Origin of the sequence: Gordonia sp. McavH-238-E (genome assembly GCF_022348225.1) — a bacterium.
Taxonomy (GTDB): domain Bacteria; phylum Actinomycetota; class Actinomycetes; order Mycobacteriales; family Mycobacteriaceae; genus Gordonia; species Gordonia terrae.
This window is the reverse complement of sequence record NZ_JAKRFE010000001.1, coordinates 169,694-194,465: the sequence shown is the minus strand read 5'-3', so window position 1 is coordinate 194,465 and position 24,772 is coordinate 169,694. Positions and strand designations below refer to the sequence as shown.

General features: G+C 68.8%; 20 protein-coding genes and 1 riboswitch. Of the genes, 4 read left to right on the top strand and 16 right to left on the bottom strand.

What is annotated here, in order from left to right; translation table 11 throughout:
* The first annotated feature begins 262 nt into the window (after positions 1–262).
* Positions 263–1,504, top strand: coding sequence for an HNH endonuclease signature motif containing protein (locus tag MHN80_RS00875; protein WP_239398772.1), 1,242 nt, complete (start codon positions 263–265; stop codon positions 1,502–1,504).
* 522 nt (positions 1,505–2,026) lie between these two features.
* Here the strand turns inward: MHN80_RS00875 and MHN80_RS00870 are convergent.
* From MHN80_RS00870 to MHN80_RS00850, 5 genes are all read right to left on the bottom strand, one after another.
* Entirely contained in the window at positions 2,027–4,435 is a 2,409-nt protein-coding gene (locus tag MHN80_RS00870) for an excinuclease ABC subunit UvrA (RefSeq protein WP_239398770.1), read from the bottom strand.
* 206 nt (positions 4,436–4,641) lie between these two features.
* Positions 4,642–5,052 carry a VOC family protein gene (locus MHN80_RS00865; RefSeq protein WP_064572129.1) on the bottom strand — a complete coding sequence of 137 codons (411 nt, stop codon included), beginning with the start codon at positions 5,050–5,052 and terminating at the stop codon, positions 4,642–4,644.
* A gap of 19 nt (positions 5,053–5,071) precedes the next feature.
* Complete coding sequence (locus tag MHN80_RS00860) at positions 5,072–5,503, bottom strand: helix-turn-helix transcriptional regulator (RefSeq protein ID WP_239398768.1); 432 nt, start codon at positions 5,501–5,503, stop codon at positions 5,072–5,074.
* Between the two features lie 25 nt (positions 5,504–5,528).
* Entirely contained in the window at positions 5,529–7,199 is a 1,671-nt protein-coding gene (locus MHN80_RS00855) for a phospho-sugar mutase (RefSeq protein WP_239398766.1), read from the bottom strand.
* Positions 7,196–8,425 carry a glucose-1-phosphate adenylyltransferase family protein gene (locus MHN80_RS00850; RefSeq protein ID WP_239398764.1) on the bottom strand — a complete coding sequence of 410 codons (1,230 nt, stop codon included), beginning with the start codon at positions 8,423–8,425 and terminating at the stop codon, positions 7,196–7,198. The genes MHN80_RS00855 and MHN80_RS00850 overlap by 4 nt, the downstream gene beginning before the upstream one ends.
* A gap of 112 nt (positions 8,426–8,537) precedes the next feature.
* On the opposite strand from MHN80_RS00850, the gene MHN80_RS00845 reads away from it, so the two are divergent.
* A complete protein-coding gene (locus MHN80_RS00845; protein ID WP_239398762.1) occupies positions 8,538–9,713 on the top strand; it encodes an NAD(P)/FAD-dependent oxidoreductase in 1,176 nt (391 codons plus the stop codon).
* 20 nt (positions 9,714–9,733) lie between these two features.
* On the opposite strand, the gene MHN80_RS00840 is transcribed toward MHN80_RS00845, so the two are convergent.
* The 6 genes from MHN80_RS00840 to MHN80_RS00815 form a co-directional block, all read right to left on the bottom strand.
* A complete protein-coding gene (locus tag MHN80_RS00840) occupies positions 9,734–10,741 on the bottom strand; it encodes an oxygenase MpaB family protein (protein ID WP_239398760.1) in 1,008 nt (335 codons plus the stop codon).
* Positions 10,742–10,861: 120 nt separating this feature from the next.
* Entirely contained in the window at positions 10,862–11,587 is a 726-nt protein-coding gene (locus MHN80_RS00835) for a VOC family protein (RefSeq protein ID WP_239398758.1), read from the bottom strand.
* Complete coding sequence (locus MHN80_RS00830; RefSeq protein WP_064572134.1) at positions 11,584–11,907, bottom strand: hypothetical protein; 324 nt, start codon at positions 11,905–11,907, stop codon at positions 11,584–11,586. The genes MHN80_RS00835 and MHN80_RS00830 overlap by 4 nt, the downstream gene beginning before the upstream one ends.
* Positions 11,908–12,003: 96 nt before the next feature.
* The gene (locus MHN80_RS00825) at positions 12,004–12,225 is read right to left on the bottom strand and encodes a DUF3263 domain-containing protein (protein WP_004019024.1); all 222 of its coding nucleotides are present in this window, start codon (positions 12,223–12,225) and stop codon (positions 12,004–12,006) included.
* 218 nt (positions 12,226–12,443) lie between these two features.
* Positions 12,444–13,610 carry a DUF475 domain-containing protein gene (locus MHN80_RS00820; protein WP_239398756.1) on the bottom strand — a complete coding sequence of 389 codons (1,167 nt, stop codon included), beginning with the start codon at positions 13,608–13,610 and terminating at the stop codon, positions 12,444–12,446.
* Complete coding sequence (locus MHN80_RS00815; RefSeq protein ID WP_374206298.1) at positions 13,607–13,972, bottom strand: hypothetical protein; 366 nt, start codon at positions 13,970–13,972, stop codon at positions 13,607–13,609. Before MHN80_RS00815 ends, MHN80_RS00820 begins: the two co-directional genes overlap by 4 nt.
* 293 nt (positions 13,973–14,265) lie before the next feature.
* Here MHN80_RS00815 and MHN80_RS00810 point away from each other — a divergent pair, with 293 nt between their 5' ends.
* A complete protein-coding gene (locus MHN80_RS00810; RefSeq protein WP_004019027.1) occupies positions 14,266–14,610 on the top strand; it encodes an RNA polymerase-binding protein RbpA in 345 nt (114 codons plus the stop codon).
* A 77-nt stretch (positions 14,611–14,687) separates the two neighbouring features.
* Here the strand turns inward: MHN80_RS00810 and MHN80_RS00805 are convergent, their stop codons facing one another.
* The 5 genes from MHN80_RS00805 to cobN form a co-directional block, all read right to left on the bottom strand.
* Positions 14,688–15,506, bottom strand: a complete 819-nt coding sequence (locus MHN80_RS00805) for a polyprenol monophosphomannose synthase (RefSeq protein ID WP_239398754.1) — start codon at positions 15,504–15,506, stop codon at positions 14,688–14,690.
* The gene (gene lnt / locus MHN80_RS00800; protein WP_239398752.1) at positions 15,490–17,184 is read right to left on the bottom strand and encodes an apolipoprotein N-acyltransferase; all 1,695 of its coding nucleotides are present in this window, start codon (positions 17,182–17,184) and stop codon (positions 15,490–15,492) included. Before lnt ends, MHN80_RS00805 begins: the two co-directional genes overlap by 17 nt.
* Positions 17,181–18,815: an amidohydrolase gene (locus MHN80_RS00795; protein ID WP_239398750.1), complete on the bottom strand. Its 1,635-nt coding sequence runs from the start codon at positions 18,813–18,815 to the stop codon at positions 17,181–17,183. The genes lnt and MHN80_RS00795 overlap by 4 nt, the downstream gene beginning before the upstream one ends.
* A 105-nt stretch (positions 18,816–18,920) precedes the next feature.
* Positions 18,921–19,430, bottom strand: a complete 510-nt coding sequence (locus tag MHN80_RS00790; protein WP_239398748.1) for an FxsA family protein — start codon at positions 19,428–19,430, stop codon at positions 18,921–18,923.
* 145 nt (positions 19,431–19,575) lie between these two features.
* A complete protein-coding gene (cobN, locus tag MHN80_RS00785; RefSeq protein ID WP_239398746.1) occupies positions 19,576–23,337 on the bottom strand; it encodes a cobaltochelatase subunit CobN in 3,762 nt (1,253 codons plus the stop codon).
* Between the two features lie 72 nt (positions 23,338–23,409).
* A riboswitch (cobalamin riboswitch) is annotated at positions 23,410–23,488 on the bottom strand.
* A 60-nt stretch (positions 23,489–23,548) separates the two neighbouring features.
* On the opposite strand from cobN, the gene cobG reads away from it, so the two are divergent.
* The gene (cobG, locus tag MHN80_RS00780) at positions 23,549–24,763 is read left to right on the top strand and encodes a precorrin-3B synthase (protein WP_239398745.1); all 1,215 of its coding nucleotides are present in this window, start codon (positions 23,549–23,551) and stop codon (positions 24,761–24,763) included.
* The last annotated feature ends 9 nt before the right edge of the window (positions 24,764–24,772 follow it).

Here is a 24,772-nt window from a genome sequence, read left to right as displayed (position 1 = left end):
CGAGTTGCCTTCATCCGATCCCCCTCATGAACTTTCAGGCGGTGGCCGCCGCTACAGATTCGCCGATTGTCGGCAGAGGCGCGGTTCTTGGTCGCGAATCCCAATACTGGTGTGACTGGAGTTCACCACTGTTGACGATCAACGCACAGTCAACGCAGGGAGACGCACAGTCGACGAAATCTCGTGCACAGTCGACGAATTCGTCGATTTAAGCCTGTGGATAGTCCTCGAGATCGAACGATTGTTCCCGTACAGTGGGGTCATGCCAGAGCTCGCCACACTCCTCGATCAGCTAATCGAGACCAGCCCGCCCGCCGATGACCCCACGGGTGCAGCAACATTCGACGCCTTGAACACACTGCGGTTGATCCGCAATACCGTCGATACTCAGATCGTCACCCACACAGCACAACTCGACGAACTCGGGGTCGCACACCAAGCCGGTGGCACCACCAAGCAGATGCTGATCGAATCAGGGCATGCGCCCGCAGCAGCCCTACGCATCATGCGAAGCGTCGACGGATTGGCTTCGCTGCCCGCTGTGGCTCGTCACGCCGCCGACGGACGCCTGTCTTCGGAGATAGTCGACGCCGTCATCCGCGGAATGAACCACGTCCAGAAGCGTTGCCCAGAAGCACTTTCCGAGGACGACAAGCAGGCGCACGAGATCGAACTCCTCGCCCAGGCCCTGTCCGGTGCGACGCCGGCGCAAGTATTCGAACACGCCCGCGCGGTTGGCAACGCTTTCGCCGACGCCGTCGACAGCGGAATCCCCGCCGCGGATAATCCATCTCTCAACACCGTCAATGCGCACACCACCGACGACGGCCGCGTCGACATCCGCGCCGACCTCACCCAGACCGTCGGCGAGAAGTTTCTGTCGATGATCGACGAACGGTCCTGCCCAAGGCCCGAACCCGACGGAGCCAACGACCGACGCACCGCCGAGCAACGCCGCGCGGACGCATTCGAGTTGATCCTCGACCAGGCCACACTGGGTGCCAGTATCGACAGCGTCGGCAGTCCACGGACCCAACTCATGCTGACCATCCCCGCCACCGGGATCGATCCGGCAACACTGCCATGGACCGGATCCGTCAGCCAGGCAACTACCCGACAGATCTCGTGCGACGGGAGCCTGACCGAGATCGTCCTCGACGACGGAGGTGTACCCCTGCAGATGGGACACACCCACCGGCTGTTCCCGCCGCATCTGCGCAAAGCAGTGATCGTACGAGATGGCTGTTGTATCAAATGTGGTGCACCACCGTCACATACCCAGGTGCACCATGTGCGCCACTGGGCCGACGGCGGCCCCACCGACCTCGACAACGGATGCCTGCTCTGCCAACGATGCCACACCCAGGTCCACCACCACGGCTGGGACGTCGTCATGGGTTTCGACCGGCATCCCTGGTTGGTGCCGCCCGCCTCGATCGACCCAGAACGTCGACCCCTACCCGCCTACAACCGCCGCACCACACGACTCGACGACGCCGCGTGACCTGACCACAGTCTCACGCGTAGCACTTTCCGCACCCGGGGCTTCCCGGGACCGCATCTGTACCTTGACAACTCCATAGTGGGATCTGACTGCGCCCGCGGGTGTGTGGGCGGAAAGCTGTTGCCGCCCTTCGTGGCTCGTCGACCTCGACGCGCTCCTTCGTCGCTTGCTCGGCCCGGCGGCTATCGCTCCTCGCACCTCAGGGGGCAGTGGGCCGGCTGGCGCTCCTCGCACCTCAGGGGGCAGTGGGGCCGGCTTGCGCGTCCAACTCTGGTCCCTGAGGAGCGAGCTTGCGAGCGTCACGAAGGGTTTCGCAACCTCGGTCGCCAGACCCTTCGTGACGCGCCCTCCGCAAGCTCCGGACGCTCCTCAGGGATCAGAGGGGTGACGCGCCCTCCGCAAGCTCCGGCCGCTCCTCAGGGATCAGAGGGGTGACGCGCCCTCCGCAAGCTCCGGACGCTCCTCAGGGATCAGAGGGGGTCGCTTCTTTCGGATAGACAGCAGTTCCCTGGGATTCCCTTGTCAGGCACCCACGTACTCGGCCAGGTGCTCGCCGGTGAGTGTGGATCGGTCGGCGACGATGTCGGCCGGTGTGCCCTCGAAGACGATCTGACCGCCGTCGTGGCCGGCGCCCGGGCCCAGGTCGATGATCCAGTCGGCGTGCGCCATGACGGCCTGATGATGCTCGATGACGATCACCGACTTCCCGGAGTCGACGAGACGGTCGAGCAGCCCGAGGAGTTGTTCGACGTCGGCGAGGTGGAGGCCGGTGGTCGGCTCGTCGAGGATGTAGACGTCACCCTTCTCCCCCATGTGGCTCGCCAGCTTCAGTCGCTGGCGTTCGCCACCGGACAGCGTGGTCAGCGGCTGGCCGACCTTGATGTAACCGAGGCCGACGTCGACCATCCGATGCAGGATCTTGTGCGCTGCCGGGAGTTTGGCGTCGCCGTCGGCGAAGAAGGCCTCGGCCTGGGCCACCGACATCTCGAGCACTTCGCTGATGTTGCGGCCGCCGAAGGTGTAGTCGAGCACCTCGGCCTGGAATCGTTTGCCCTCGCACACCTCGCAGGGAGCGGCGACTCCGGCCATCATCGCGAGGTCTGAGTAGACGACACCGGCACCGTTGCAGTTGGGGCAGGCACCCTCGGAGTTGGCGCTGAAGAGCGCCGGTTTGACGCCGTTGGCCTTGGCGAACGCCTTGCGGATCGGGTCGAGCAGCCCGGTGTAGGTCGCCGGGTTGGAGCGCCTCGACCCCTTGATCGCGCTCTGGTCGATGGAGACGACCCCGTCTTCCTTCGCCACCGTCGAGTTGATCAGCGAGCTCTTGCCGGAGCCGGCGACCCCGGTCAGCACGACGAGCACGCCGAGGGGGATGTCGACATCGACGTCGCGCAGGTTGTTCGCGTCGGCCCCGCGGACCTCGAGATGTCCACTGGGCGTGCGGACCTCGTCCTTGACGGCGGCGCGATCCTCGAGGTGGCGTCCGGTGAGTGTGTCGGCGACACGCAGTTCGTCGACGGTGCCCTCGAAGACGATCTCGCCGCCGTCGGTGCCCGCGCCCGGGCCGATGTCGACCACGCGGTCGGCGATCGCGATCACCTCCGGCTTGTGCTCGACGACGAGCACGGTGTTGCCCTTGTCCCGCAACGCACGGAGCAGATCGTTCATCCGGGTGATGTCGTGCGGGTGCAGGCCGATCGACGGCTCGTCGAAGACATAGGTCACGTCGGTCAGCGACGAACCCAGGTGACGGATCAGCTTGGTGCGCTGGGCCTCGCCACCGGAGAGTGTGCCGGCCGGACGTTCCAGCGACAGGTAGCCCAGACCGATGTCGACGAACGCGTCGAGATGATCGCGCAGCGCGGCGATCAGCGGCGCCACCGATGGGTCGTCGAGTTCGGCGACCCACTGGGCGAGATCGCTGATCTGCATCGCGCAGGCGTCGGCGATGCTGATGCCCTTGATCTTCGACGACCGGGTCTCGGCCGTGAGGCGGGTGCCCTCACAGTCCGGGCATTTTGCGAAGGTGATCGCGCGGTCGACGAAGGCGCGGATGTGCGGCTGCATCGCCTCCCGGTCCTTGCTCAGCATCGACTTCTGGATCTTCGGGATCAGACCCTCGAAGGTGACGTTGATGCCCTCGACCTTGATCTTCGTGGGCTCCTTGTAGAGCAGGTCGTTGAGTTGCTTCTTGGTGTACTTCGCGATCGGCTTGTCCGGGTCGAAGAAGCCGCAACCGCGGTAGATCCGGCCGTACCAGCCGTCCATCGAGTAGCCGGGAATGGTCAGCGCGCCCTCGTTGATCGACTTCGACGAGTCGTAGAGCGCGGTGAGGTCGAAGTCCGAGACGTCCCCGCGCCCCTCGCATCGCGGGCACATGCCGCCGGTGATGGAGAAACTCCGCCGCTCCTTGACCTTCTGGCCGCCCTTCTCGATCGTCACCGCACCCGCCCCACTGATCGAGGCGACGTTGAACGAGAAGGCCTGCGGTGAACCGATGTGCGGAGTTCCCAAGCGACTGAACAGGATACGCAGCATCGCGTTGGCGTCGGTGGCCGTCCCCACCGTCGACCTGACGTTGGCTCCCATGCGTTCCTGGTCGACGATGATCGCGGTCGTCAGACCTTCCAGGATGTCGACGTCCGGCCGCGCCATCGACGGCATGAAGCCCTGGACGAACGCGCTGTACGTCTCGTTGATGAGGCGTTGCGACTCCGCGGCGATGGTGCTGAAGACCAGCGAGCTCTTCCCGGAACCCGACACACCGGTGAACACGGTCAGCCGACGCTTGGGCAGATCGACGTTGACGTCCTTGAGGTTGTTCTCCCGTGCGCCGTGGACGCGGATGAGGTCGTGTGTGTCGGCGGGGTGGACGCCGTCGGCCCGCACGGCGTCGACCTTTGTCTCGGAACGGGTCGCGGTTCGGCTCATCGTCTCTCCATCAATGCGGCGACCGCACGTGGGCGGTCGCCGGGGTTCGGGGTGCTCGTGTCATCTCGGAGGGTCGGTCCCGCCAGATCGGTGCGCGGACTCCCGGTCGATCTAACCAGTCCGGAGGGCACGGTCGCGGCAGGTTCTCCATCGACGCCCGCGACGAGTGCTTCCGGGGGCGGGAATCGACCGGGTCCGCACATCTCTCAGCCGGCCTGGTCGATGCGGATGAGGTTGCCTGCGGGATCTCGGACGGCTGCGTCGCGCACCCCGTACGGCTGATCCATCGGCTCTTGCACGATGTCGACACCGCTGCCCTGCAGCTTCTCGAACAGGCCGTCGAGGTCGTCGGTCGCCAGCGTGAGAGCGCCGTAGCTTCCCTTCGCGATCAGTTCGAGAATCGTCTGGCGTTCCTCATCGGAGATGCCGGGGTCCGCGGCCGGCGGATGCAGGACGATCGACGTGCCCGGCTGACCGGGCGGGCCGACGGTCAGCCACCGCATGCCCTCGTAGCCGACGTCCTTGCGGAGCTCGAAGCCGAGGAGGTCGCGGTAGAAGCCCAGGGCGGCGTCGCCGTCGGTGTGCGGGAGGAAGGTGTACTGGATCGTGATGTTCATGGGATCAGGCTAGGCAGTCTCACCCACGCTGTGCTTCTCGATTCCTGATCGGTCTGGTGACGTTCTTCGCCAGGCACGCCGGTATCCCGTCCGTCGCGTCGGCCGACTGTTCGCGGTAGACCGTCGGCGGCACCCCGACGAGTTCGGTGAACCGGGTGCTGAACGTGCCCAATGAGGAGCATCCGACCTCGAAGCACACCTCCGTCACGCTCAGATCGCCGCGCCGGAGGAGGGTCATCGCGCGTTCGATACGACGAGTCATCAAGTACGAGTAGGGCGATTCACCGTAGGTCTGGCGGAACTTGCGACTCAGGTGACCGGCCGACATGTTCACCCCGCGAGCGAGTGCCTCGACGTCGAGCGGTTGCGCGTACTCGCGGTCGATGCGGTCGCGGACCTGACGCAGCAGGGTCAGGTCGCGCAGGCGCTGATCGGAATCGGTTCGCGGCACGAATCGATGGTAGTGCGCCGACGGTTCACAGCTGGAGCAATGCGGCGATGTCGGCGCCGAGTGCGTCGAGACGACGCGAGGCCTCGGCGTGGGGTACGACGCCGTCGGGACAGTCCAGCACGACCTCGAGGTAGCACTTCAGTTTCGGTTCGGTGCCCGAGGGGCGGACGACGACCCGGTCGTCGGCGGCGGTCCGCAGCAAGATGCCGTCGGTGGGCGGCAGATCGGCGGATCCGTGTGCGAGGTCGCGGTTCTCCACCACCGGCGAGCCGGCGAGACGATCGATCGGCGTGGACCGAAGACGCGCCATCATCTCGCCGATGAGCGCGGTGTCCTCGACGCGGATGGTCAACGGCGCGGTCGCGTGCAGACCGTGGCGGCGGGCCAGGTGGTCGAGTTCGTCGGTGAGCGTGCGGCCGTCGCGGGCGAGTTCCTCCACAAGGGAGATCACCCGGACCATCGCTCCGATGCCGTCCTTGTCGCGGACCGTCTCGGGGTCGGTGCAGTACCCGATCGCCTCCTCGTAGCCGAAACGCAGGCCTGGCGTGCGGGCGATCCACTTGAAGCCGGTGAGCGTCGCCGCGAACCGCAGTCCGTGGTCCGCGGCGATCCGGCCGAGCAATCGGCTCGACACGATCGAACACGCCAGGGTGTCGCCGGGTCGCGCCGGGTCACGCGCCGCCTGCTCCCCCAACAATCCGCCGATCTCGTCACCGGTCAACTGCCGCCATCGGCCGTCGGCACCGCGCGTGGCGACCGAGCAACGGTCGGCGTCGGGGTCGAGTGCGATCACGACATCCGCGTCGACGTCGCGCGCGAGATCCAGCGCGAGGTCGAGGGCCCCGGGTTCCTCCGGGTTGGGAAACGGCACGGTCGGGAAGTCGGGGTCGGGAGCGGACTGCGCCGCCACGACATGGACGTCGCCGATCCCCGCGGCGCGCAACACATCTCGGGCAACATCGCCGCCGACACCGTGCAGGGGCGTCAGGACGACACGAACCGGTGAGGGACCGGAGTCGCGTCGTAGCCCCGCGGTTCGCTGCACGTAGGTGCGGACGATCGCGTCGTCGAGGTGGATCACGGCCGCGGAGTCACGGGGCACCTGGTCGGCGGGTGGCGCCTGCGCGATCCGGTCGGCGATGTCGCCGTCGGCGGGCGAGATGATCTGGACTCCCCTGCCCGCATCATCGGTGGCGCGGCCGCCCAGGTAGACCTTGTAGCCGTTGTCGGCCGGCGGATTGTGCGAGGCGGTGATCATCACCCCGGCGTCGCAACCCAGTGACCGTGTGGCGTGAGCGGTCACCGGGGTCGGCAGCCTGGGCGGCAGCGCGAACACGGTGAGCCCTTGCGCGGCAAGAACTTCGGTCGCAGCGTCGAAGAACTCCGTGGAGCCGTGCCGGGCGTCGCAACCGACCACGACGCGGGCATCGGGACCGACCGTGTCGAACAGATATCGGGCGAGACCCACCGTGGCCCGGGTGACGACGGCGACGTTCATCCGCGACTCACCGGCACCGACCTCACCGCGCAGGCCCGCGGTACCGAAGGCCAGCGGGCCGTCGAAGCGGGACGCGAGATCGCCGGCCGCCGCGTCGTCGCCGTGCTCGGCGGCGTCGATCAGTGCGGTGAGCACGGCCCGGGTCGACGGATCGGGATCGTGGTCTCGCCAGCGGCGTGCGGTCTCGATCGTCGTCACCGGATACGACGGCCCGGGTCGACACGGTCACCGAGGGTGACGCGGGCACCTCGCAGGATCTGCGTGTCCATGCCGACGAGCGTGATCTTCTCCGTGGGCACCGGCCGGTTGCGAGGATGCCCGCCGATCACCGCGTTCGGACCGACGCGAACGCGTTCGTCGAGCACGGACCACGCAACCGACGCGCCGGCGCCGATGACGGCATCGCCGAAGACCACCGAATCGGCCACCACCGCACCCTTCTCGACGACCACGCCCGGTCCGAGCACGCTTCGCCGAACCGTGCCGAGCACATGGGCACCGCCGCTGACCAGACTGTCCTCGACAACCGCCCCGGTCTCGATGCGGGCGGCCGGACGTTGCGGCTGATTGGTGAGGATCGGGCGGTCGCCGCGGAAGACGTCGAGTGCCCCGGAGATCAGGTCGCGGTGCGCCTGCAGGTACGTCTCGGGACGACCGGCGTCAATCCAGTACCCCGGCATTGCGTGGGCGACGGTCTTGCCGCGATCGACGAACCACGGCAGCAGGTGCTCGCCGAAGTCCCCCAGGCCGGTGTCGTCCTTCGGAGAACTCTCCGTCGTCCGGCTCTCGAGGTACTCCAAGCCCTCGATGAGGACGGCAGGGTCGTAGACGAAGATCTCGGTGGCGATCGTGCGCGTGGTGGCGCGCTCGGGTTTGTAGCGGAACTCGCGGACCGTCCCGTCGCGGCGGGCCTTGACGGTGGCGTGCTGGGTGGCCTCGTCCAGCGGACACGTCGTGGTGACGACGGTGCATTCGGCCCCATGACGGCGGTGGGTTTCGATGGCGTCGCGGAAGTCGAAGTCGTACACGTGGTCGGCGCTCATCACGATGACCTCGGCCGGGGCGTGGGCGGCGATGCGGCCGCGGATGCGGTACAGCAGGTCGGCGTTGCCGGTGGCGAAGCCGTCTTCGGTCTCCGCGGCGTCGGTCTGCTCGGGCATCACGACGCGCAGACCGCCGCTCGTGCGGTCGAGGTCCCAGGGCCGACCGCCGGCCACGATCTGCGTGATGGTCTCAGCCTCGTACTGCACGCAGAGCCACACATCGTCGATGTGGCTGTGGTGCAGGTTGGACAGCGGAAAGTCGATGAGCTGATAGTTGCCCGCGAACGGCAAAGCCGGTTTCGCACGCCGATCGGTCAGCACCTCCATCCGCGAACCACGTCCACCGGCCTGCACGATCGCGAGAACCTCCGAATACCGCATCACCCCAGTCTGCCGCACTGCGCCGGGTTTGCCCGGATGGCGGGGCCACGGAGCGCTGGGTGGCATGCTCGACCACAGATCTGTCGGTCCGGTCTGACGAGGAGGTACATCGGTGGCGCGCATCCGACCGGCCGAGCACGCGACGACGGAGCGTGTCGAGGTCGACTGTCTGGTCGTCGGCGGCGGGATCGTGGGTCTGGCCGTGGCCCGCGCGTTCGCGCTGCAGGGGCGCGAGGTCGTCGTCTTGGAGGCCACGGATTCCGTTGGCGCGCAGACGACGTCGCGGAGTTCGGAGGTCATCCACGCGGGCCTCTACTATCCCGCGGGCAGCCTCAAGGCGAGGTTGTGCGTCGGCGGTCGACGGGTGCTGACGCGGTTCTGCGACGAACACGACGTGTCGTGGGCGCAACCGGGCAAACTCGTCGTCGCCACCGACGACACCCAGCGGGAACGACTGGACGAGATACACCGGCGCGGCCTGGCCAACGGTGTCACCGACCTGCGTCGGATCGGTGTCGACGAACTACGCGACCGCGAACCCGAGATCGACGGCGTCGCGGCACTGTTCTCGCCGTCGACCGGGATCGTCGACGTCGACGGCGTGGTCCGTGCACTCCGCCGGGACCTCGAGGCGCTCGGCGGCGCAATCGCTCTGCGCAGCAGAGTGATCGGCGGACACATCGACCGCGGCGGGATCACCGTGCACACGGATGACGGTGAGTCGGCCGTCACGCGGACACTCGTCAACTGCGCCGGGATCGGCGCGTGGCAGGTGGCCCGGAGCCTGACCGGATTCGACGGGCCCCTGCCACCTCGATTTCTCGCGAAGGGCAGCTACTTCGGGCTATCCGGCGTCCGAGCGCCGTTCCGGCACCTCGTGTATCCGGTACCCGCCGACGGTGGACTGGGCGTGCATTTCACGATGGATCTCGCCGGCGCCGCACGATTCGGACCCGACGTCGAGTGGCTGGACGTGACCGCGGGCGAGACAGCCACCGAGGACGCGCTCGACTATGCCGTCGACGATGCGCGCGCCGCGGCGTTCGAGCGCGCGATCCGCACCTACTGGCCCGGATTGCCCACGGCGGCCCTGGTTCCCGCGTACGCGGGCATTCGGCCGAAGGTCACCGGGCCGGGGGTTGCGGCAGGCGATTTCGAGATTCACGGCCCGGCGACGCACGGGATCGCCGGGGTGGTCAACCTGTTCGGTATCGAATCGCCGGGCATCACGTCGTCGCTGGCGATCGCCGAACATGTCGTCGGTCTGGTCACGCCCCCGACGACGTGACCAGGCCGACCGGAGAGAGCTCAGCTCTGCGGTGAGTCACCCGGCTTCGGGTGGTACTGGTATGCGGCACTGGCCTTCTCGCGAACCTTCATGGCCTGGATCGCGTCGTGGTGGCGCCGCGCGTGATAGGCCAGCGGGAAATACGTGAGCCGCTCGGGCAGGGTGCGGTAGGCGAATCGCAGATTGCGATGGATGCGCTCGAGGTGCCGCTGCTCGGCGTCGGTCCAGGTGAGCCCCAAAATCTCGCGGACCCGCGGGTCCATCACACCGACGGTGGTGAGGTAGTTGAAGTTCTGGAACGGCACCGACGCGGTGGCGGCCGCCTTCTTGGCGGCGGGCCGCAGGGCTTTCGGTACCGACTTCGGGATGACCGGTGCGGCACGCATCTGATCGATCAGCTCCAGGGCGACCGGGTGCCGGACCAGTTTGTTCTCGATGAAGTCGTCGAAGTACTCGTCGAACCCCTCGAGGGTTTCGGGATAGTTGTTCATCGGCACCTGGACGATCTTCGCGATCCGACGGTTGTCCCGCAGGAGTTCCCGGCGCTCCTCGAGGGTGAAGTGTCGGCCCAGAACCAGCGGCGCGGCGGTCTCGATCGTGGGTAGCGCAGTGGCGATCACCCAGGCGTACGCTTCCGGGTTCAGCGCGCTGATGTGCTTTCCTTCGGCATTGCGCATCTGCAGCGGCTGATGGAGCTTGCGGAGTCGTTTGCCCTCTTCGAGGGCCTCCTGCCCCCCGTAGGTCCAGCGCAGCACGGAGTCGGCCGACCGGATCGCACGGCCGACCGGATCGGTACGGAACACGGAGTATTTGCCGACGACGTCGCCGATGACCGGGTGCATCACCTGCATCACGAACGCCGCCCCGTTGATCGGGAGGAAGGTGTACATCCCTGTGAGCTTGGCGGTCAGCGAGTCCGGCGGGATCAGCTCGATCTCGTCATCGCGGTGGTTGAGCAGAGGCTCGGCCGCCACGGAATCTCCGGTTTCGGGTTCGATTGCTGTCCGCTCGTCATGTACCGCGGTCATGGTGCCCCCAACGATGGTCTCGGAAACTGCTAATTCGACAACATTCGTAGTCAGATTAGCGCAGCCGTTCCCGAAAACCCACCGTTTGCCGGATTTCAGGTGCTCGGAGGGGAGCCGGACTCAGGCCTCGGGGCCGATGACCACGGTCCGCGTGGCGAGTTCGCGATGACGGACCGTGAAGATCCGCGTGCCCTTCTTGCGGCCGACCCGGATCTCGCTGAGATCGAGCCCGGCTGCTGTCAGACGTGCGTGGGTGGCATCGACATCGATCGAGCGCCACGCGACGCCCCAGAGTGTGACCGGCGATGACGGCACCGGGTCGGCCGGCGGTCGTGGCGCCGCGACGACTTCGACGATCAGGTCGCCCCGCCGGAAGAACAACTGGCGGGCGTCCTGCCCGATCGGCTGATCGAGCCGGAAGTCGAGGTCGAAGGTCCCCGCGAACAGCGCGACGGCGACATCCCGGTTGTCGCAGGTGAAGACCAGATGGTCGAGACCGGTGAGGTCGCTGTCGGGGCCGCCCACCGGATCGGGGCGCGCCGCCATCCCGATCGGAGACGTCTCGCCGAGCGCGCCGAGCACGGAGTCGGTGAGTGGGTAACCGCGCCGACCGAGCAGGCGTCGGGTCGCCGGGACGTCGTCGACGGTGAAGTAGACGCCATGGGAGTCGGACCCGCCGGACGGCGCCCGCAGCGAGAGCACGACATTGCCGACGGCCAGCGTCCGGCGGCCGTCGGTGTCGGTACCGACCACCCGTCCGAGCAGTCGCTCATAGGTCGCGGCGGTCGACGAGGGATCGTCGCTTGCGAGGTCGACGAGGGCGTGCGGTCCGGGCAGTATCGTCACCGCTTCTTCTTACCTTTTCGACGACGGGCCGCCGGCGGCGGCACCCGTCGGTGGATCAATTGCGCGGAACTGGTGATATGCCAAGCGCCGCAGGAGCACTCGTAGTACCGCAGCTCCGAGGATGTGCCGATGAGGTGGCGGCGCAGCCGATCGATCCCTTCGCGCGCGTCCGCGGGTGAGGCGAACGGCAACTTGTCGGGCGTCGGGCACGCCGGATAGTCGACGCCACCGCGGCGGGCGCGACGAGGCTGATCGCGAAATGCGGTGCGTGCCTCGACGTCGCGATAGAACGCCTCGAGATCGTCGTCGGAGAAGGGCACCGGTCGATTATCCCCTGAGCCAGGCGTTCCTCGCGCCGGGCGGGCCTGGTTCTGCGCAAGCGGATCGAGAGCTGACGGATCGAGAGCAGCGGAGGATCAGCGCGCCATCCAGAGTCGGCGGCGGATGACCTCACGCATACGACGTAGCTCCGACGCTGTGAGTGCCGACGGCGGATCGGTGTCGACGAGACGATCGACCTCGGAGAAGAAGTCCCGATCCGTGAGACCGAACTCCTCGCCGATCTGCCGGGACGAACCCCCGCCCAAGGGGTACCAGTTCGTCTCGAACTGGATCATCTGCTGCTGCTTGCTGTCCATGGAAGCCACCGAATTCTGCGTTTTCGACCTAGAACCTGAACGTGCGTCGCGGAGCCCGTGCGGCAGTTACCTCTACCTGTGGGCCTACGCGTGATGCACGTCACCGACGACGTCATTTGTACACCTGTCGACCGACAGAAGACAGCGGGTGGCCCAGGCTGATTTCAAAGGTGCCGCAAACGTTCATCGCACGTTCGAGGAGGGCGCGGGACCGACCCTCAGACGGCCAGTCGGTCGGGGCTCGCCGCCCGTGCCTCGCGTCTGTTCGCACGAATGCTGCTCGCCAGGGACGCGCCGATGAACGCCACCCCGACGAGCCCGGTGACCACCTCGTTGATCTCGAACTCGATGCTGATGAGCAGGATCGCGGCGAGGGCTCCGATCGCCCAGTGCGCGCCGTGCTCGAGGTAGCGATACTCCCCCAGCGTCCCCTTGCGGACGAGATAGATCGTAATGGACCGCACGAACATCGCGCCGATGAAACCGAGCCCGAGCGCGATGATGATCGGGTCCGAGGTGATGGCGAACGCGCCGATCACCCCATCGAAGGAGAACGAGGCGTCCAGCAGCTCGAGGTAGAGGAAGAGGAAGAACCCGGCCTTGCCGGTGGCCACGGTGACCGGGTGCGGGCCGGACCGCCCCCGGTCGGCCTGCTCGGCCCCAGCCCCGTCTGCTCCAGCCCCGTCTGAATCTGCGTCGCCCTCAGTCGCCGGGTCAGCGTCGGGTTCGGCCATGAACAGCGAACTCAGTCCGTCGACGGTGATGTAGGTGACCATGCCGAGGATCCCGGCGATCAGCACCGTCGCGCGGACCTCGTCGGGTGCGAGGAACTCGGCGGTGAGCACCAGCGCGAGTGAGGCGATGACCACCGCCAACTGGTCGAGCTTGCCGAGTGTCGCGAGCGGCCGCTCGAGCCACGTGAGCCACGTCTGCGGGCGCTCGGTGAGCACGAAGTTGAGGAACAGCAACAGCAGGAACATCCCACCGAACGCCGCGATTTGTGGGTGCGCCTCGGTGAGGATCGTCTCGTAGCTGGGTTGACCGTCGGCGAAGTGCGTCTGGCCCTCGGGCGGCGGGTTCATGGCCAGGTCGAGCGCCTCGACGGGGTTCAGGTTGCCGGTGATCCAGACGATCACGAGCGGGAACAGCAGACGCATGCCGAACACCGCGATGAGGACGCCGACGGTGAGGAACATGCGCTGCCAGAACGCGCTCATCCGTTCCAGGATGGTCGCGTTGATGACCGCGTTGTCGAAGGACAGCGACACCTCGAGGACGCCGAGGATGGCGCAGAGCGCGAGTCCGGTCCAGCCGAGATAGAGGTAGGCGACGACCAGCGCCACTAGGGTGACGACGAGCGACGGTGCGAAGATGCGCCCGATCACCGCAACTTCTCGGCTTCCCGCGCGAGCTCGAGCAGGGTCTCGGTGAGGCCGGCGAGAACGTCATGGTCGGCGCGTTCGGCGACCGCGGTGCCGAGGTCCTCGGCGGCACACCGCAGTGCGAACATCCGGTCACCGAAGTCGGCGGCCTCGGCCGAGGACAGGATCACCGCGTCGTCGGGAATGGATGTGCCCTCGAGCAACGTTCTCTGCTCGTAGGCACGCTGCCTGCACGAACGTTTGCAGTACTTCCGACGACGCCCCAACTCGGAGTCCACCATCGTGCGGCCGCACCAGGCGCATGAGTAGGGCCGGCGCCGGCGCGCGGCGCCGAGTCGGTCACCGCCTGGGGCGCCGGTCTCCACACGGTGCGAAGTGCCTGGATCCACACCGAGACCGTACCGCTGTAGCCAGTCGCCCCGCTCGCTGCGCTCCCGGCGGCGGCCAGCCAGTCGCCCCGCTTGCGCTCCCGGCGGCGGCCGTGCCGACCGCGTCGGGCAACACGGGGCCGTCGCCGATGAGGAACCTGCGCGCGGATGCGCGTAGAATGTTCCTGTTGACGACCCGAAAGTCGTGCGCAGCGCTGCGTGCGAAGCAGGAATGCAACAGAGATCACCCGGCAGACCGGGAGATCCGACGAAGTTGAGAGGAACCCTTCATGGCAGATCGAGTACTTCGGGGTAGCCGCCTCGGCGCGGTGAGCTACGAGACCGATCGAGACCACGACCTCGCGCCACGACGCATCGTCCAGTACCGCACCGACAACGGCGAGATCTTCGACGTGCCGTTCGCCGACGACGCGGAGGTCCCGTCGAAGTGGCCGTGCAAGAACGGCATGGAAGGCACCATCCTCGAGGGCGCCGAGCCCGAGGAGAAGAAGGGCAAGCCGCCGCGCACCCACTGGGACATGCTCCTGGAACGTCGCAGCGAGGAAGAGCTCGAAGTGCTGCTCAACGAGCGCCTCGACCTCCTCAAGCAGCGACGCAAGGGCATCACCAACTGACAAAGCGGGCGCTCGACGCCCCGAACCGAACAGACCCGGCAGGATCACCTGCCGGGTCTGTTCGTCTGTTCAGCGGCTCACCGCGTCCGGAGAAGCCCCCAGCGTTCGAGCCTGCTCTGGACACCCCAGCGGGCGACCATCGTGAATGCCTCGGACATCACGCCACCGCTCATCTTCGAGACGCCGATCTCACGTTCGGTGAAGGTGATCGGCACCTCCCGGACGTCGAACCCGGCGCGCACGGTCCGCCACGCGAGATCGATCTGGAAGCAGTATCCGGCGGACTCGACGGTGTCGAGCTGGATCTTCTCCAGCACGATGCGGCGGTACGCGCGGAAGCCGGCGGTGATGTCGTGGACACCCGCGCCGAGGGCGAGCCGGGCGTAGGTGTTGGCCCCGCGCGAGAGGAACTCGCGGCGCTTGGGCCAGTTCACGAGCTTGCCGCCGGGGACGTAGCGAGACCCGATCACCAGATCCGCACCGTCGTTGACGGCGTCGAAGAGCCGGTTCAGCTGTTCGGGTGCGTGACTGCCGTCGGCGTCCATCTCGACGATGACGGCGTAGTCGCGGTCGAGTCCCCACGCGAAACCGGCGAGGTAGGCCTTGCCCAGGCCGTCCTTCTCGACGCGGTGCATCACGTGCACGCGTTCGGCATCGTCGCCCCGCGCGAGTTCGTCGGCGACGTCGCCCGTACCGTCCGGGCTCGAGTCGTCGACGACGAGCACGTGCGCCCCCGGCAGCACGTCCTGCAGTCGTCCGATGATGAGCGGCAGATTGTCGCGTTCGTTGAACGTCGGCACGACGACCAATGCGCCCGTGCCGTCGGCGCCGACCACGCGTTGCGGCGCGTCGTCGGGCCGCCGCTGCCCTGCCGTGGCGTCAATCCCCGATGCCATCGAGCTCCTTCGTGTCACCGGTCGCCCGTGCGGCGACCCTGCGTGGCCTGAGTGAGAACCTAGTACGCGAGCGCAGCGCAAACAAAAGCCCGACCACTGCGGCGATGATCGCCAGGACCTCAGGCCACGGGCCCAGCCGGGTCGCGAGGGTCATGTCGTCGTGCAGCGGAAGACGTCCGGTCAGCACATCCGAGGTGAAGATGCCCGACTGCCGACTGATGGAGCCGTCGGGCTCGATGACGGCGCTCACACCGCTGGTGGCCGCGACGACGACGGCCCGCCCGTGTTCGACCGCGCGGACCTGTGACATGGCCAACTGCTGGTAGGTCATCTCGGTACGGCCGAAGGTCGCGTTGTTGGTGGGGACGAAGAGCATCTGCGCGCCCTCCCGCACGGACTGTCGCGCGGCCCGGTCGAAGGCGACCTCCCAGCAGGTGGCGACCCCGACGGTCACCGTCCCGGAACGACCGGGCACGTCGACGACGGTGGGTCCGGTGCCGGGGCGGAAGTCTCCGGCCATGTCGGCGTAGGACGAGAACAGGCGGAAGAACGGCCGCCACGGGAGGTACTCCCCGAACGGCTGGACGATGTGCTTGTCGTAGCGGGCGACCGGACCCTTCGCCCCGTCCCACACGAGGACCGAGTTGGTGGGCCGGCCGTCGGGGTTGCGGATGAGGGTGCCCACCAGGATCGGTGCGTCGACGGCCTCGGAGGCGGCGGTGATCTCGGCGGCGGCGTCGGCGTTGTCCAGCGGTGAGATGTCCGAGGCGTTCTCGGGCCAGAGGACGAAGTCGGGTTGCTCGGTCTGCCCCGTGTCGATCGCCCGGCCGTAGGCCATCGTGGTGCGCACGTGATTGTCGAGGACGGCACGGCGCTGGGCGTTGAAGTCCAGCCCGAGACGCGGCACGTTCCCCTGCACGGCGCCGATGCGGGCCGAGGACGTGGCGATGTTCCGGTCGAGGCTGGCAGGGGTCGCCGCGATCGCGGCGATCGGGGCGAGCAGCGCGATGGCAACCGCCGTGGTGGCGATGCGCACGACACCCGAGGAACGTTCGGCGACCGGAACCGGGCCATCGGTGACCGGTGCCGGGGCCGGCGTCGGACCGCCATTCGAGCGGGTGCGTCGGTATGCGCGGACGAGGACCACGAGCAGCCAGGCGACCGAGGAGCCGAACAGCGCGACACCCGCCGACAACCCCGGTGCGCCGAGCGCCGAGGCCAGCGGCAGCAGCGGACCGTCGACCTGACTGAAAGCCGTTCGCCCCCAGGGAAATCCGCCGAACGGGAACGCGGAGCGCAGCGCCTCGACGAGCACCCAGCACAACGTGAACCACACCGGTGGCACGGGTAGCCGCATCGTCACGGTGGCGATCGCGCCGAAGAGCGCGAGATATCCGGCGAGTATCGCTGCCAGAGCGAGCCACGGCAGCGGGCCGACGTAGACGCCGATCCACGGGAGCAGCGGCACGAAGAACGCCAGGCCGAAGACGAAACCGATCCAGGCGCCGGTGCGCACCCGGGGCATCCCGACGTACAGCGCGGCGAACAGGAGGCCGAGTCCGAGGACGGCGAGGAACCACCAGTTGCGCGGCGGGAAGGCCGCCCACATCGCGACACCCGCGGCCACGGCGGTTCCGGTCTGTGTGAGCCAGGACCGGGAGATCCGCGGCGGACTCATCCGGCGTCCCGGTCGTACAGGGTCCGGCCCCGGTGTACGGTGCGTACGCAGCGCGGTAGGTCGGCCCCCGGCGACACGTCCGGCAGCGCCGGGACCCGCGACCGCGGATCGGTCGACCATCGCTGGACCTTCTCGTGGGATCCCGCGACGACGAGGTCGTCGACCTCCCACACCGCGTAGCTGGCGGGGGCGCCGGGCGTGAGGGTGCCGGTCACGCCGTCGTTGACGCCCCCGGCCCGCCAGCCGCCACGGGTCGTCGCGGCGAAGGCGCCGCGCGCCGAGATCGCGTTGGCCGGCTGATGGTGATGCACGGCAGCACGGATCGTCGACCACGGGTCGATCGCGGTGACCGGTGCGTCCGACGAGAACGACAGGGCGACTCCCGTTTTGGCCAACATCGCGAAATCGTTGAGAGTTGCCGCACGGGGTGCGCCCAGACGGGCGTCGTACAGGTCGCCCGGTCCGCCCCATTCGGCGTCGAACAGCGGTTGCATGCTGGCGATGACGCCGCAGCGCGCGAGAACCTCCGCGTCGGCGGCGGTGACCATCTCGGCGTGTTCGAGCCGGTGTGCGCACCGTGCGAGCGCGGGCGTGCCGAGTTCGTCGGCGAGGTCGGCGAGGGCGCCGACGACCACACCGGTCGCAGCGTCGCCGATGACGTGGAAGCCTGCCTGGATGCCCGCGATCGTGCAGGCCCGCAGGTGGTCGCGGATCGCCTCGGCGTCGAGATAGCTGATGCCGTGGGTGTGCGGATCGTCGGTGTAGGGCTCGGAGAGCCACGCGGTGTGCGAGCCGATGGCGCCGTCGATGAACAGGTCGCCGCCCAGGGCGTCGGCCCGCGTGATCGACATCAGTTCGCGGGCGTGGTCGGCGTCGGTGACAGCCTGTCCCCAGTAACGCCGGACCTCGACGGGGTGGTCGAGTTCGGCCAGCGCCAAGAAGTCGTCCATACCGCTGATGTCGGGTCCGCCGTTCTCGTGGACCGCGACCACACCGTGGGCCGCGGCTCCGTCCAGCGCACGACGCTGGGCACGCTCACGGTGCGCGGCGGTCACGAGGAGCCGGGCAGCGCCCCGGACAAGGTGGTGTGCCTCGGCGACCAGCGGTTCCTCCGGGTGGTACCCGACGGCGTCGGCCAGGTCCGGGATGAGGCGTCGAAGCGCGGTGGACGCCACCGCCGAGTGCTCGTCGATCCGGGCGAGATAGACCGGTCTCGTCCCCACCACGGCGTCGAGCTCGGTGGTCGTCGGGAACCGGCCGTCGTCGGGTTCGGCACCCTCCCAGGTCGAGTCGTCCCAGCCGAGACCCCAGATGAGGTCGCCTCCCTCGTGCGCGGATTCGGCGGCCACCGCCTTCTCCACGAGCCGCAGACAGTGCGTGCGGCTCGACGCCTCGTTGAGGGTCAATCCATCGAGCCCGAGTCCGGTGGAGGTCAGGTGCACATGGGAATCGACGAAGCCCGGACTGACGAAGAGTCCGCCCAGGTCGACGATCTCGGCGTCGGGGTGAAGCGCACGTCCGACGTCGTCGGTTCCGACCCAGACGACGATTCCGTCGGTGACGGCCATCGCGGTCGCGTCGGGGGCGGCCGGCGAGTACACGGCGCCGCCGAGAAGCAGTTGGGTTGCCACGATCGTTCAGTGTGCCTTGCCGTCGGTGAAGGGTGGCGAGGGGTCCGGTTGCCGGGCGTCGGGATCCCGGGCGGTGCCGCCAGTCCGACGCAGTACAGAACGGGCTCAGCGGCCCTGTGGCAGGCCCCGGATCCCGAACGGCGTGGTGGCCGACCCCGGCTCGGGCGTGTCGGATTCCACGACGGAGCCCTCGACGACGGTTGCGCCACGTCCCGCGCCGTAGACGCCGGTGGCGTAGACCCCGGCCCGGTCCATCGCGGTCGCGACGCGGCGCGCACCGACGGCCACGACGACCGGACGCATCACCCGACGGGTGGGCGGGAACAGCAGGAGGGTCCCGGCCACGGTCGACACGACACCCGGGATGACCAGCAGCAGGGTCGACACGGCGACGAGCGCGGTGTCGGCCAGCGGTGCACGGGCGTCGACCTCGTTCCGGGACGCCCGCTGCAGCTCGCCGAAGACCTTGCGGCCCTGCCAGCGCAGGACCACGACCCCGAGGACGACGGCGGCGAGGCTGATCAGCACCGCCCAGCCGAACCCGAGGGTCATGACCATCGCGACGAATGCGGCGATCTCCAGTACGGCGTAGGCCGCGAACCAGCGGAGAGCCATGATGCTTCACCTGTCCTTCGGTGCCCTTCGGCACCCGTTGACGTCAGGGTCTGCATCGGTAACGAACGAGTGCCCGATTTTTCTCCCGAGGGGTGGTTTCGACAAGCTCAACCAGCGGAAGACGGCCCAACCAGCGGAAGACGGCTCAGCCGGCGGAGGAGTCCTCGCCGCGGCCCTCGATGTCGCCCTCGGTCTGCAGGTAGACGTTGCGCAGGGCGTCGAGCAGCTCGGCCGGCGGCTCGCGCCACATGTCGCGTTTGACGGCCTCGAGCAGACGTTCGGCGATCCCGTGCAGCGCCCAGGGGTTGGACTGCTGCATGAACTGCTGGTTGGTCTCGTCGAGGACGTAGGACTCGGTGAGCTTCTCGTACATCCAGTCGGCGACGACGTCGGTGGTCGCGTCGTAACCGAAGAGGTAGTCGACCGTGGCGGCCATCTCGAAGGCACCCTTGTAGCCGTGGCGCTGCATCGCCGAGATCCACCGCGGGTTGACCACGCGGGCGCGGAACACGCGGCTGGTCTCCTCCGACAGCGTCCGGGTGCGGACGGAGTCGGGCCGGGTGCTGTCGCCGATGTAGGCCTCGGGCGAGGACCCGGTCAGCGCGCGGACGGTCGCGACCATGCCGCCGTGGTACTGGAAGTAGTCGTCCGAGTCGGCGATGTCGTGCTCGCGGGTGTCGGTGTTCTTCGCCGCCACGGCGATCCGCTTGTACGCGGAGCGCATGTCGTCGACCGCGGGCACACCGTCGAGGTCGCGTCCGTAGGCGTAGCCGCCCCATTCGGTGTAGACCCGCGCGAGGTCCTCGTCGCTGCGCCAGTCCCGCGAGTCGATGAGTTGCAGGATCCCGGCGCCGTAGGTGCCGGGCTTGGACCCGAAGACGCGCATCGCGGCACGACGCCGGTCGCCGTGTTCGGCCATCGCCGCACGCACGTGGGCGGCGACGAAGTTCTGCTCGTCGGTTTCGTCGTCGGCACCCGCGGCGAGCGCGACCGCATCGTCGAGCATCGTGACCACGTGCGGGAACGCGTCCCGGAAGAAGCCGGAGATGCGCACGGTGACGTCGATGCGGGGACGGCCGAGTTCCTCGAGCCCGATGAGCTCCAGCGAGGAGACGCGCCGGGACATCTCGTCCCACACGGGCATGACACCGAGCAACGCGAGGACCTCGGCGACGTCGTCACCCGACGTGCGCATCGCGCTGGTCCCCCACACCGACAGTCCCACCGACGGGGGGTATTCGCCGTGATCGGCCAGGTAGCGCTCGAGCAGCGAGTCGGCCATCGCCCGACCGGTTTCCCACGCCAGCCGCGAGGGCACCGCCTTCGGGTCGACGGAGTAGAAGTTGCGTCCGGTGGGCAGCACGTTGATCAGGCCGCGCAGCGGCGACCCGCTCGGCCCGGCCGGGATGAACCCGCCGTTCAGAGCGTGCAGCACACGCGGGACCTCACCGGTCGTCTGGCGCAGGCGCGGGACGACCTCGGTGGCGGCGAAGGTGAGCACGTCCCCGACCGCTGTCGGCAGTCCCGCGGTCGCGGCGGCGACTGCCTCGGCCGACCAGTCGTCCTTGGCGCAGGCGGCCACGAGTTCGCGGGCCTGGGCCTCGACGGCATCGACGGAACCCCGCTCGGCCGAGCCGTCCTCGACGAGTCCGAGAGCCTCGCGGAGGCCGGGCAGAGCCGATGTGCCGCCCCAGAGTTGGCGGGCGCGCAGCATGGCGAGGACCAGGTCGACCTCGGCGTCGTCGCGCGGGGGCTCGCCGAGGACGTGCAGGCCGTCGCGGATCTGGACGTCCTTGATCTCGCAGAGCCAGCCGTCGACGTGCAGCAGCATGTCGTCGAAGACCTCTTCGTCGGGACGTTCGGTCAGACCGAGGTCGGAATCCATCTTCGCCGCGGTGAGGAGCGTCCAGATCTGCTGGCGGATCGCGGGCAGCTTCGCCGGGTCGAGCGCGGAGATGTTGGCGTGCTCGTCGAGCAGCTGCTCCAGGCGGGCGATGTCGCCGTAGGACTCGGCGCGTGCCATCGGCGGGATCAGATGGTCGACGAGGACCGCGTGCGCACGTCGCTTGGCCTGCGTCCCCTCCCCCGGATCGTTCACCAGGAACGGGTAGACGAGCGGGAGGTCGCCGAGGGCGGCGTCGGTGCCGCAGTCCGCCGACATGCCGAGATTCTTGCCGGGCAGCCACTCCAGGTTGCCGTGTTTGCCGACGTGCACGATCGCGTCGGCGCCGAAGCCGGTGTCGTGCGCGGCAACCCACCGGTACGACGCGAGGTAGTGATGCGACGGCGGGAGGTCGGGGTCGTGATAGATCGCGACCGGGTTCTCGCCGAAGCCGCGCGGCGGTTGCACCATGATCGCGGTGCTGCCGAAGGTCAGTGCGGCGATGACGATGTCGCCGTCGGGGTTCTGCGTGCGGTCGACGAACAGGTCACCCGGAGCCGGACCCCAGTGCTCGGTGACCGCCGAGCGCAGTCCCTCGGGCAGGGTGTCGAACCACGCTCGGTAATCGCGCGCCGACAGGCGGATCGGGTTGGCGGCGAGGGTCTCCTCGGTGAGCCAGTCGGCATCCTGGCCGCCGGTGGCGATGATCTCGTGGATCAGTTTGTCCGAATCATCCTCGGCGAGACCGGGAACCGATCCCGGACCGGACTCCGGTCCGATGTCGTACCCGGCCGCGCGCATCGCATCGAGCAGGCGCAGGAGGCTGCGCGGGGTGTCGAGTCCGACGGCGTTGCCGATCCGGGCGTGCTTGGTCGGGTAGGCCGACAGCATGACCGCGATCCGCTTGTCCGCGGCCGGTGTCCGACGCAGCCGGGCGTGCGCGGTGGCGATGCCTGCCACCCGGGCGCAGCGCTCGAGATCCGGCTGGTACCACGGCAATCCGTCGTCGTCGAACTCCTTGAAGGAGAACGGCACGGTGATGATCCGACCGTCGAACTCGGGCACCGCCACCTGGGTGGCGACGTCGAGCGGTGACAGTCCGTCGTCGCTGTCCTCCCAGTCCGCGCGGGAACCGGTGAGGCAGAGACCCTGGAGGATCGGGACGTCGAGTGCGGCGAGTCGCTCGATGTTCCACGCCTCGTCGTCGCCACCGGCCGACGCGGTGGCCGGGGTGGCGCCGCCCGCGGCGAGCACGGTGACCACGAGGGCGTCGGCGGTACCGAGCAATTCGAGGAGGTCGTCGGGCGCGGTCCGCAGCGACGCACAGAAGATCGGCAGCGCTCGCGCGCCCTTCGCCTCGAGGGCATCGCAGAGCGCGGCGATGTAGCGGGTGTTGCCTGCCAGGTGCTGGGCGCGGTAGTAGAGCACGGCGATCGTGGGGGCGTCGGGCCCTTCGTGGCTCGTCGCTTGCGCTCCTCGCACCTCAGGGAGCGGAGAAGGCTCGGCGTGCGCTCCTCGCACCTCAGGGAGCACAGAAGGTTCCGGCCGCGGAGAAGGCGTCCGTTCCAGCACACCCCACGCGGGCGTCTGCTGCGGGAGTTCGAAACCGTTGCCGGTCAGCAGGACGGTGTCGGACAAGAAGTGGTGCAGGTTGACGAGGTTCGCGACGCCGCCGGCCGCGAGGTAGTCGTGGGCCTGCGCGGCGACACCGGACGGCACGGTGGAGTGCGCCATCAGGTCGGGGTCGGGCTGCTGCTCGCCGGAACACACCACGAGCGGCTTGCCGGTCGCCTCGACCGCCGCGAGCCCGTCCTCCCACGCGCGCACTCCGCCCAGGATGCGTACGACGATGAGATCGGCGTCGGCGGCGAGTCGCGGGATGTCCTCGACCAGGATGCGAGAGGGGTTTGCGCCGCGGTAGGACACCGACGCCTCCGTCGGAGCACTGCCCGACGGTGCGTTCTCCTCATGGGCCGCCGAGGCCGTGAGCAGATCGGTGTCCGAGGTCGAGAGCAGCAGGATCATCGTGTCTCCTCGCCGGGTTGTCGCGCCCGGGTGCGTGTCGGTGCCGTGGGTGGCGGGTGCAGTGCGAGGGACTGGTCTGACTCCCGGATGGCCGATCGATCCCGGCTCCCCGATCACAGTGGCGCGACCGCGCCGGAATCGCACCGGCTTCAGCCCGCTCGCGGTGCGTTCAGCCTACGGCCACCGCAGACGCCGGTCGTAGGCTGGTGGGATGAACCAGCCAGCCCGGGCCGCCGCCGACCGTTGCCCTGGGGTCTTCGACACGCATCCGGCGGCCGACGGCGCACTGGCCCGGGTCCGGCTGCCGGGCGGGCGGATCCGCCCGGATCAGCTGGAGGTGCTCGCCCGGGCGGCGGCCGACCATGCCGACGGACACCTGGAGCTGACGGTGCGCGGCAACCTCCAGCTGCGCGGGATCACCGACGTCGAGGCCGTCGCCGAGGCGGTCGTCGCGGCCGGGCTCGCGCCGAGCAGCACCCACGACAAGGTGCGCAACATCGAGCTGAGCCCCCTGACCGGGCGCATCGGCGGGGTCGCCGATGCGCGTCCGCTCGCCGCCGCCCTCGACGACGCCCTGCGCGCCGACCCGGCCGCCGCGTCCCTGTCGGGCCGGTTCCTGTTCGGCATCGACGACGGCCACGGGGACATCGCCGCCCGACGCCCGGATGCGTGCGCGGTGATCCGGGCCGACACGCCGCTCGCGGCGGACAGTGCTGTCGCGGCCGAGTTCCCCCTCGCCGCCGGCACCTCCCTTGCGGCGGACATCAGCATCGGCGGGGTCGCCGTCGGGTCGGCGAGTGGTTCGGAGGCGATCGTTCGCGCGCTGATCGCGGTGGCTGCCGGTCTGGGCGAGGTCTCGCCCGGCGCGTGGCGGGTCCGCGACCTCGACACCGACGCCCGGCGTCGACTCACCGACCTCGTCGCGTCGGGTCTCGACCCGGTGATCGACAACGACCCGGACACCACGCCGAGCGCCCCCGGCGAGCCGATCGTCGGCTGGTTCGACCAGGACGACGGCGCGGTCCTGCTCGGCGCGGTCGTCGAACTCGGTCGGTTGCCGGCCCGGCTGGCGGAGTTCATCGCGGCGGTCCAGGCGCCGATCGTGTTCACGCCCGACCGCGAGATCCTGCTCTGCGATCTCGGCGAGGGCGTGGCCGAGACCGTCGTCCGCGTGCTCGCCCCGATGGGCCTGATCTTCGACGCCGCGTCGCCCTGGGCGTCCGTCAGCTGCTGCGTCGGAGCGCCGGGGTGCGCGTCCGCCCACGCCCCGGTCCGGGACGACCTGATGGCCCGGGTGCAGGCCGGCGACCCCGTCGACGAACGCGAGCACTGGGTCGGTTGCGCCCGTGGCTGCGGATCGCCGGCCGAATCCCACCTCTCGGTGGAGGCCACGCCCGACGGCGGATACGAACGGCGGCGCCGTTAGGCTCGTCAG

What these genes read in the sequence shown, in the direction of transcription:
- MHN80_RS00865 (WP_064572129.1), bottom strand. Translation starts at nt 5,052, where the DNA reads ATGAACATCACGATCCAGTACACCTTCCTCCCGCACACCGACGGCGAC.
- cobN (WP_239398746.1), bottom strand. Translation starts at nt 23,337, where the DNA reads ATGATCCTGCTGCTCTCGACCTCGGACACCGATCTGCTCACGGCCTCG.
- MHN80_RS00810 (WP_004019027.1), top strand. Translation starts at nt 14,266, where the DNA reads ATGGCAGATCGAGTACTTCGGGGTAGCCGCCTCGGCGCGGTGAGCTAC.
- MHN80_RS00840 (WP_239398760.1), bottom strand. Translation starts at nt 10,741, where the DNA reads ATGACCGCGGTACATGACGAGCGGACAGCAATCGAACCCGAAACCGGA.
- cobG (WP_239398745.1), top strand. Translation starts at nt 23,549, where the DNA reads ATGAACCAGCCAGCCCGGGCCGCCGCCGACCGTTGCCCTGGGGTCTTC.
- lnt (WP_239398752.1), bottom strand. Translation starts at nt 17,184, where the DNA reads ATGAGTCCGCCGCGGATCTCCCGGTCCTGGCTCACACAGACCGGAACC.
- MHN80_RS00875 (WP_239398772.1), top strand. Translation starts at nt 263, where the DNA reads ATGCCAGAGCTCGCCACACTCCTCGATCAGCTAATCGAGACCAGCCCG.
- MHN80_RS00850 (WP_239398764.1), bottom strand. Translation starts at nt 8,425, where the DNA reads ATGCGGTATTCGGAGGTTCTCGCGATCGTGCAGGCCGGTGGACGTGGT.
- MHN80_RS00790 (WP_239398748.1), bottom strand. Translation starts at nt 19,430, where the DNA reads ATGGCTCTCCGCTGGTTCGCGGCCTACGCCGTACTGGAGATCGCCGCA.
- MHN80_RS00805 (WP_239398754.1), bottom strand. Translation starts at nt 15,506, where the DNA reads ATGGCATCGGGGATTGACGCCACGGCAGGGCAGCGGCGGCCCGACGAC.
- MHN80_RS00825 (WP_004019024.1), bottom strand. Translation starts at nt 12,225, where the DNA reads ATGGACAGCAAGCAGCAGCAGATGATCCAGTTCGAGACGAACTGGTAC.
- MHN80_RS00870 (WP_239398770.1), bottom strand. Translation starts at nt 4,435, where the DNA reads ATGAGCCGAACCGCGACCCGTTCCGAGACAAAGGTCGACGCCGTGCGG.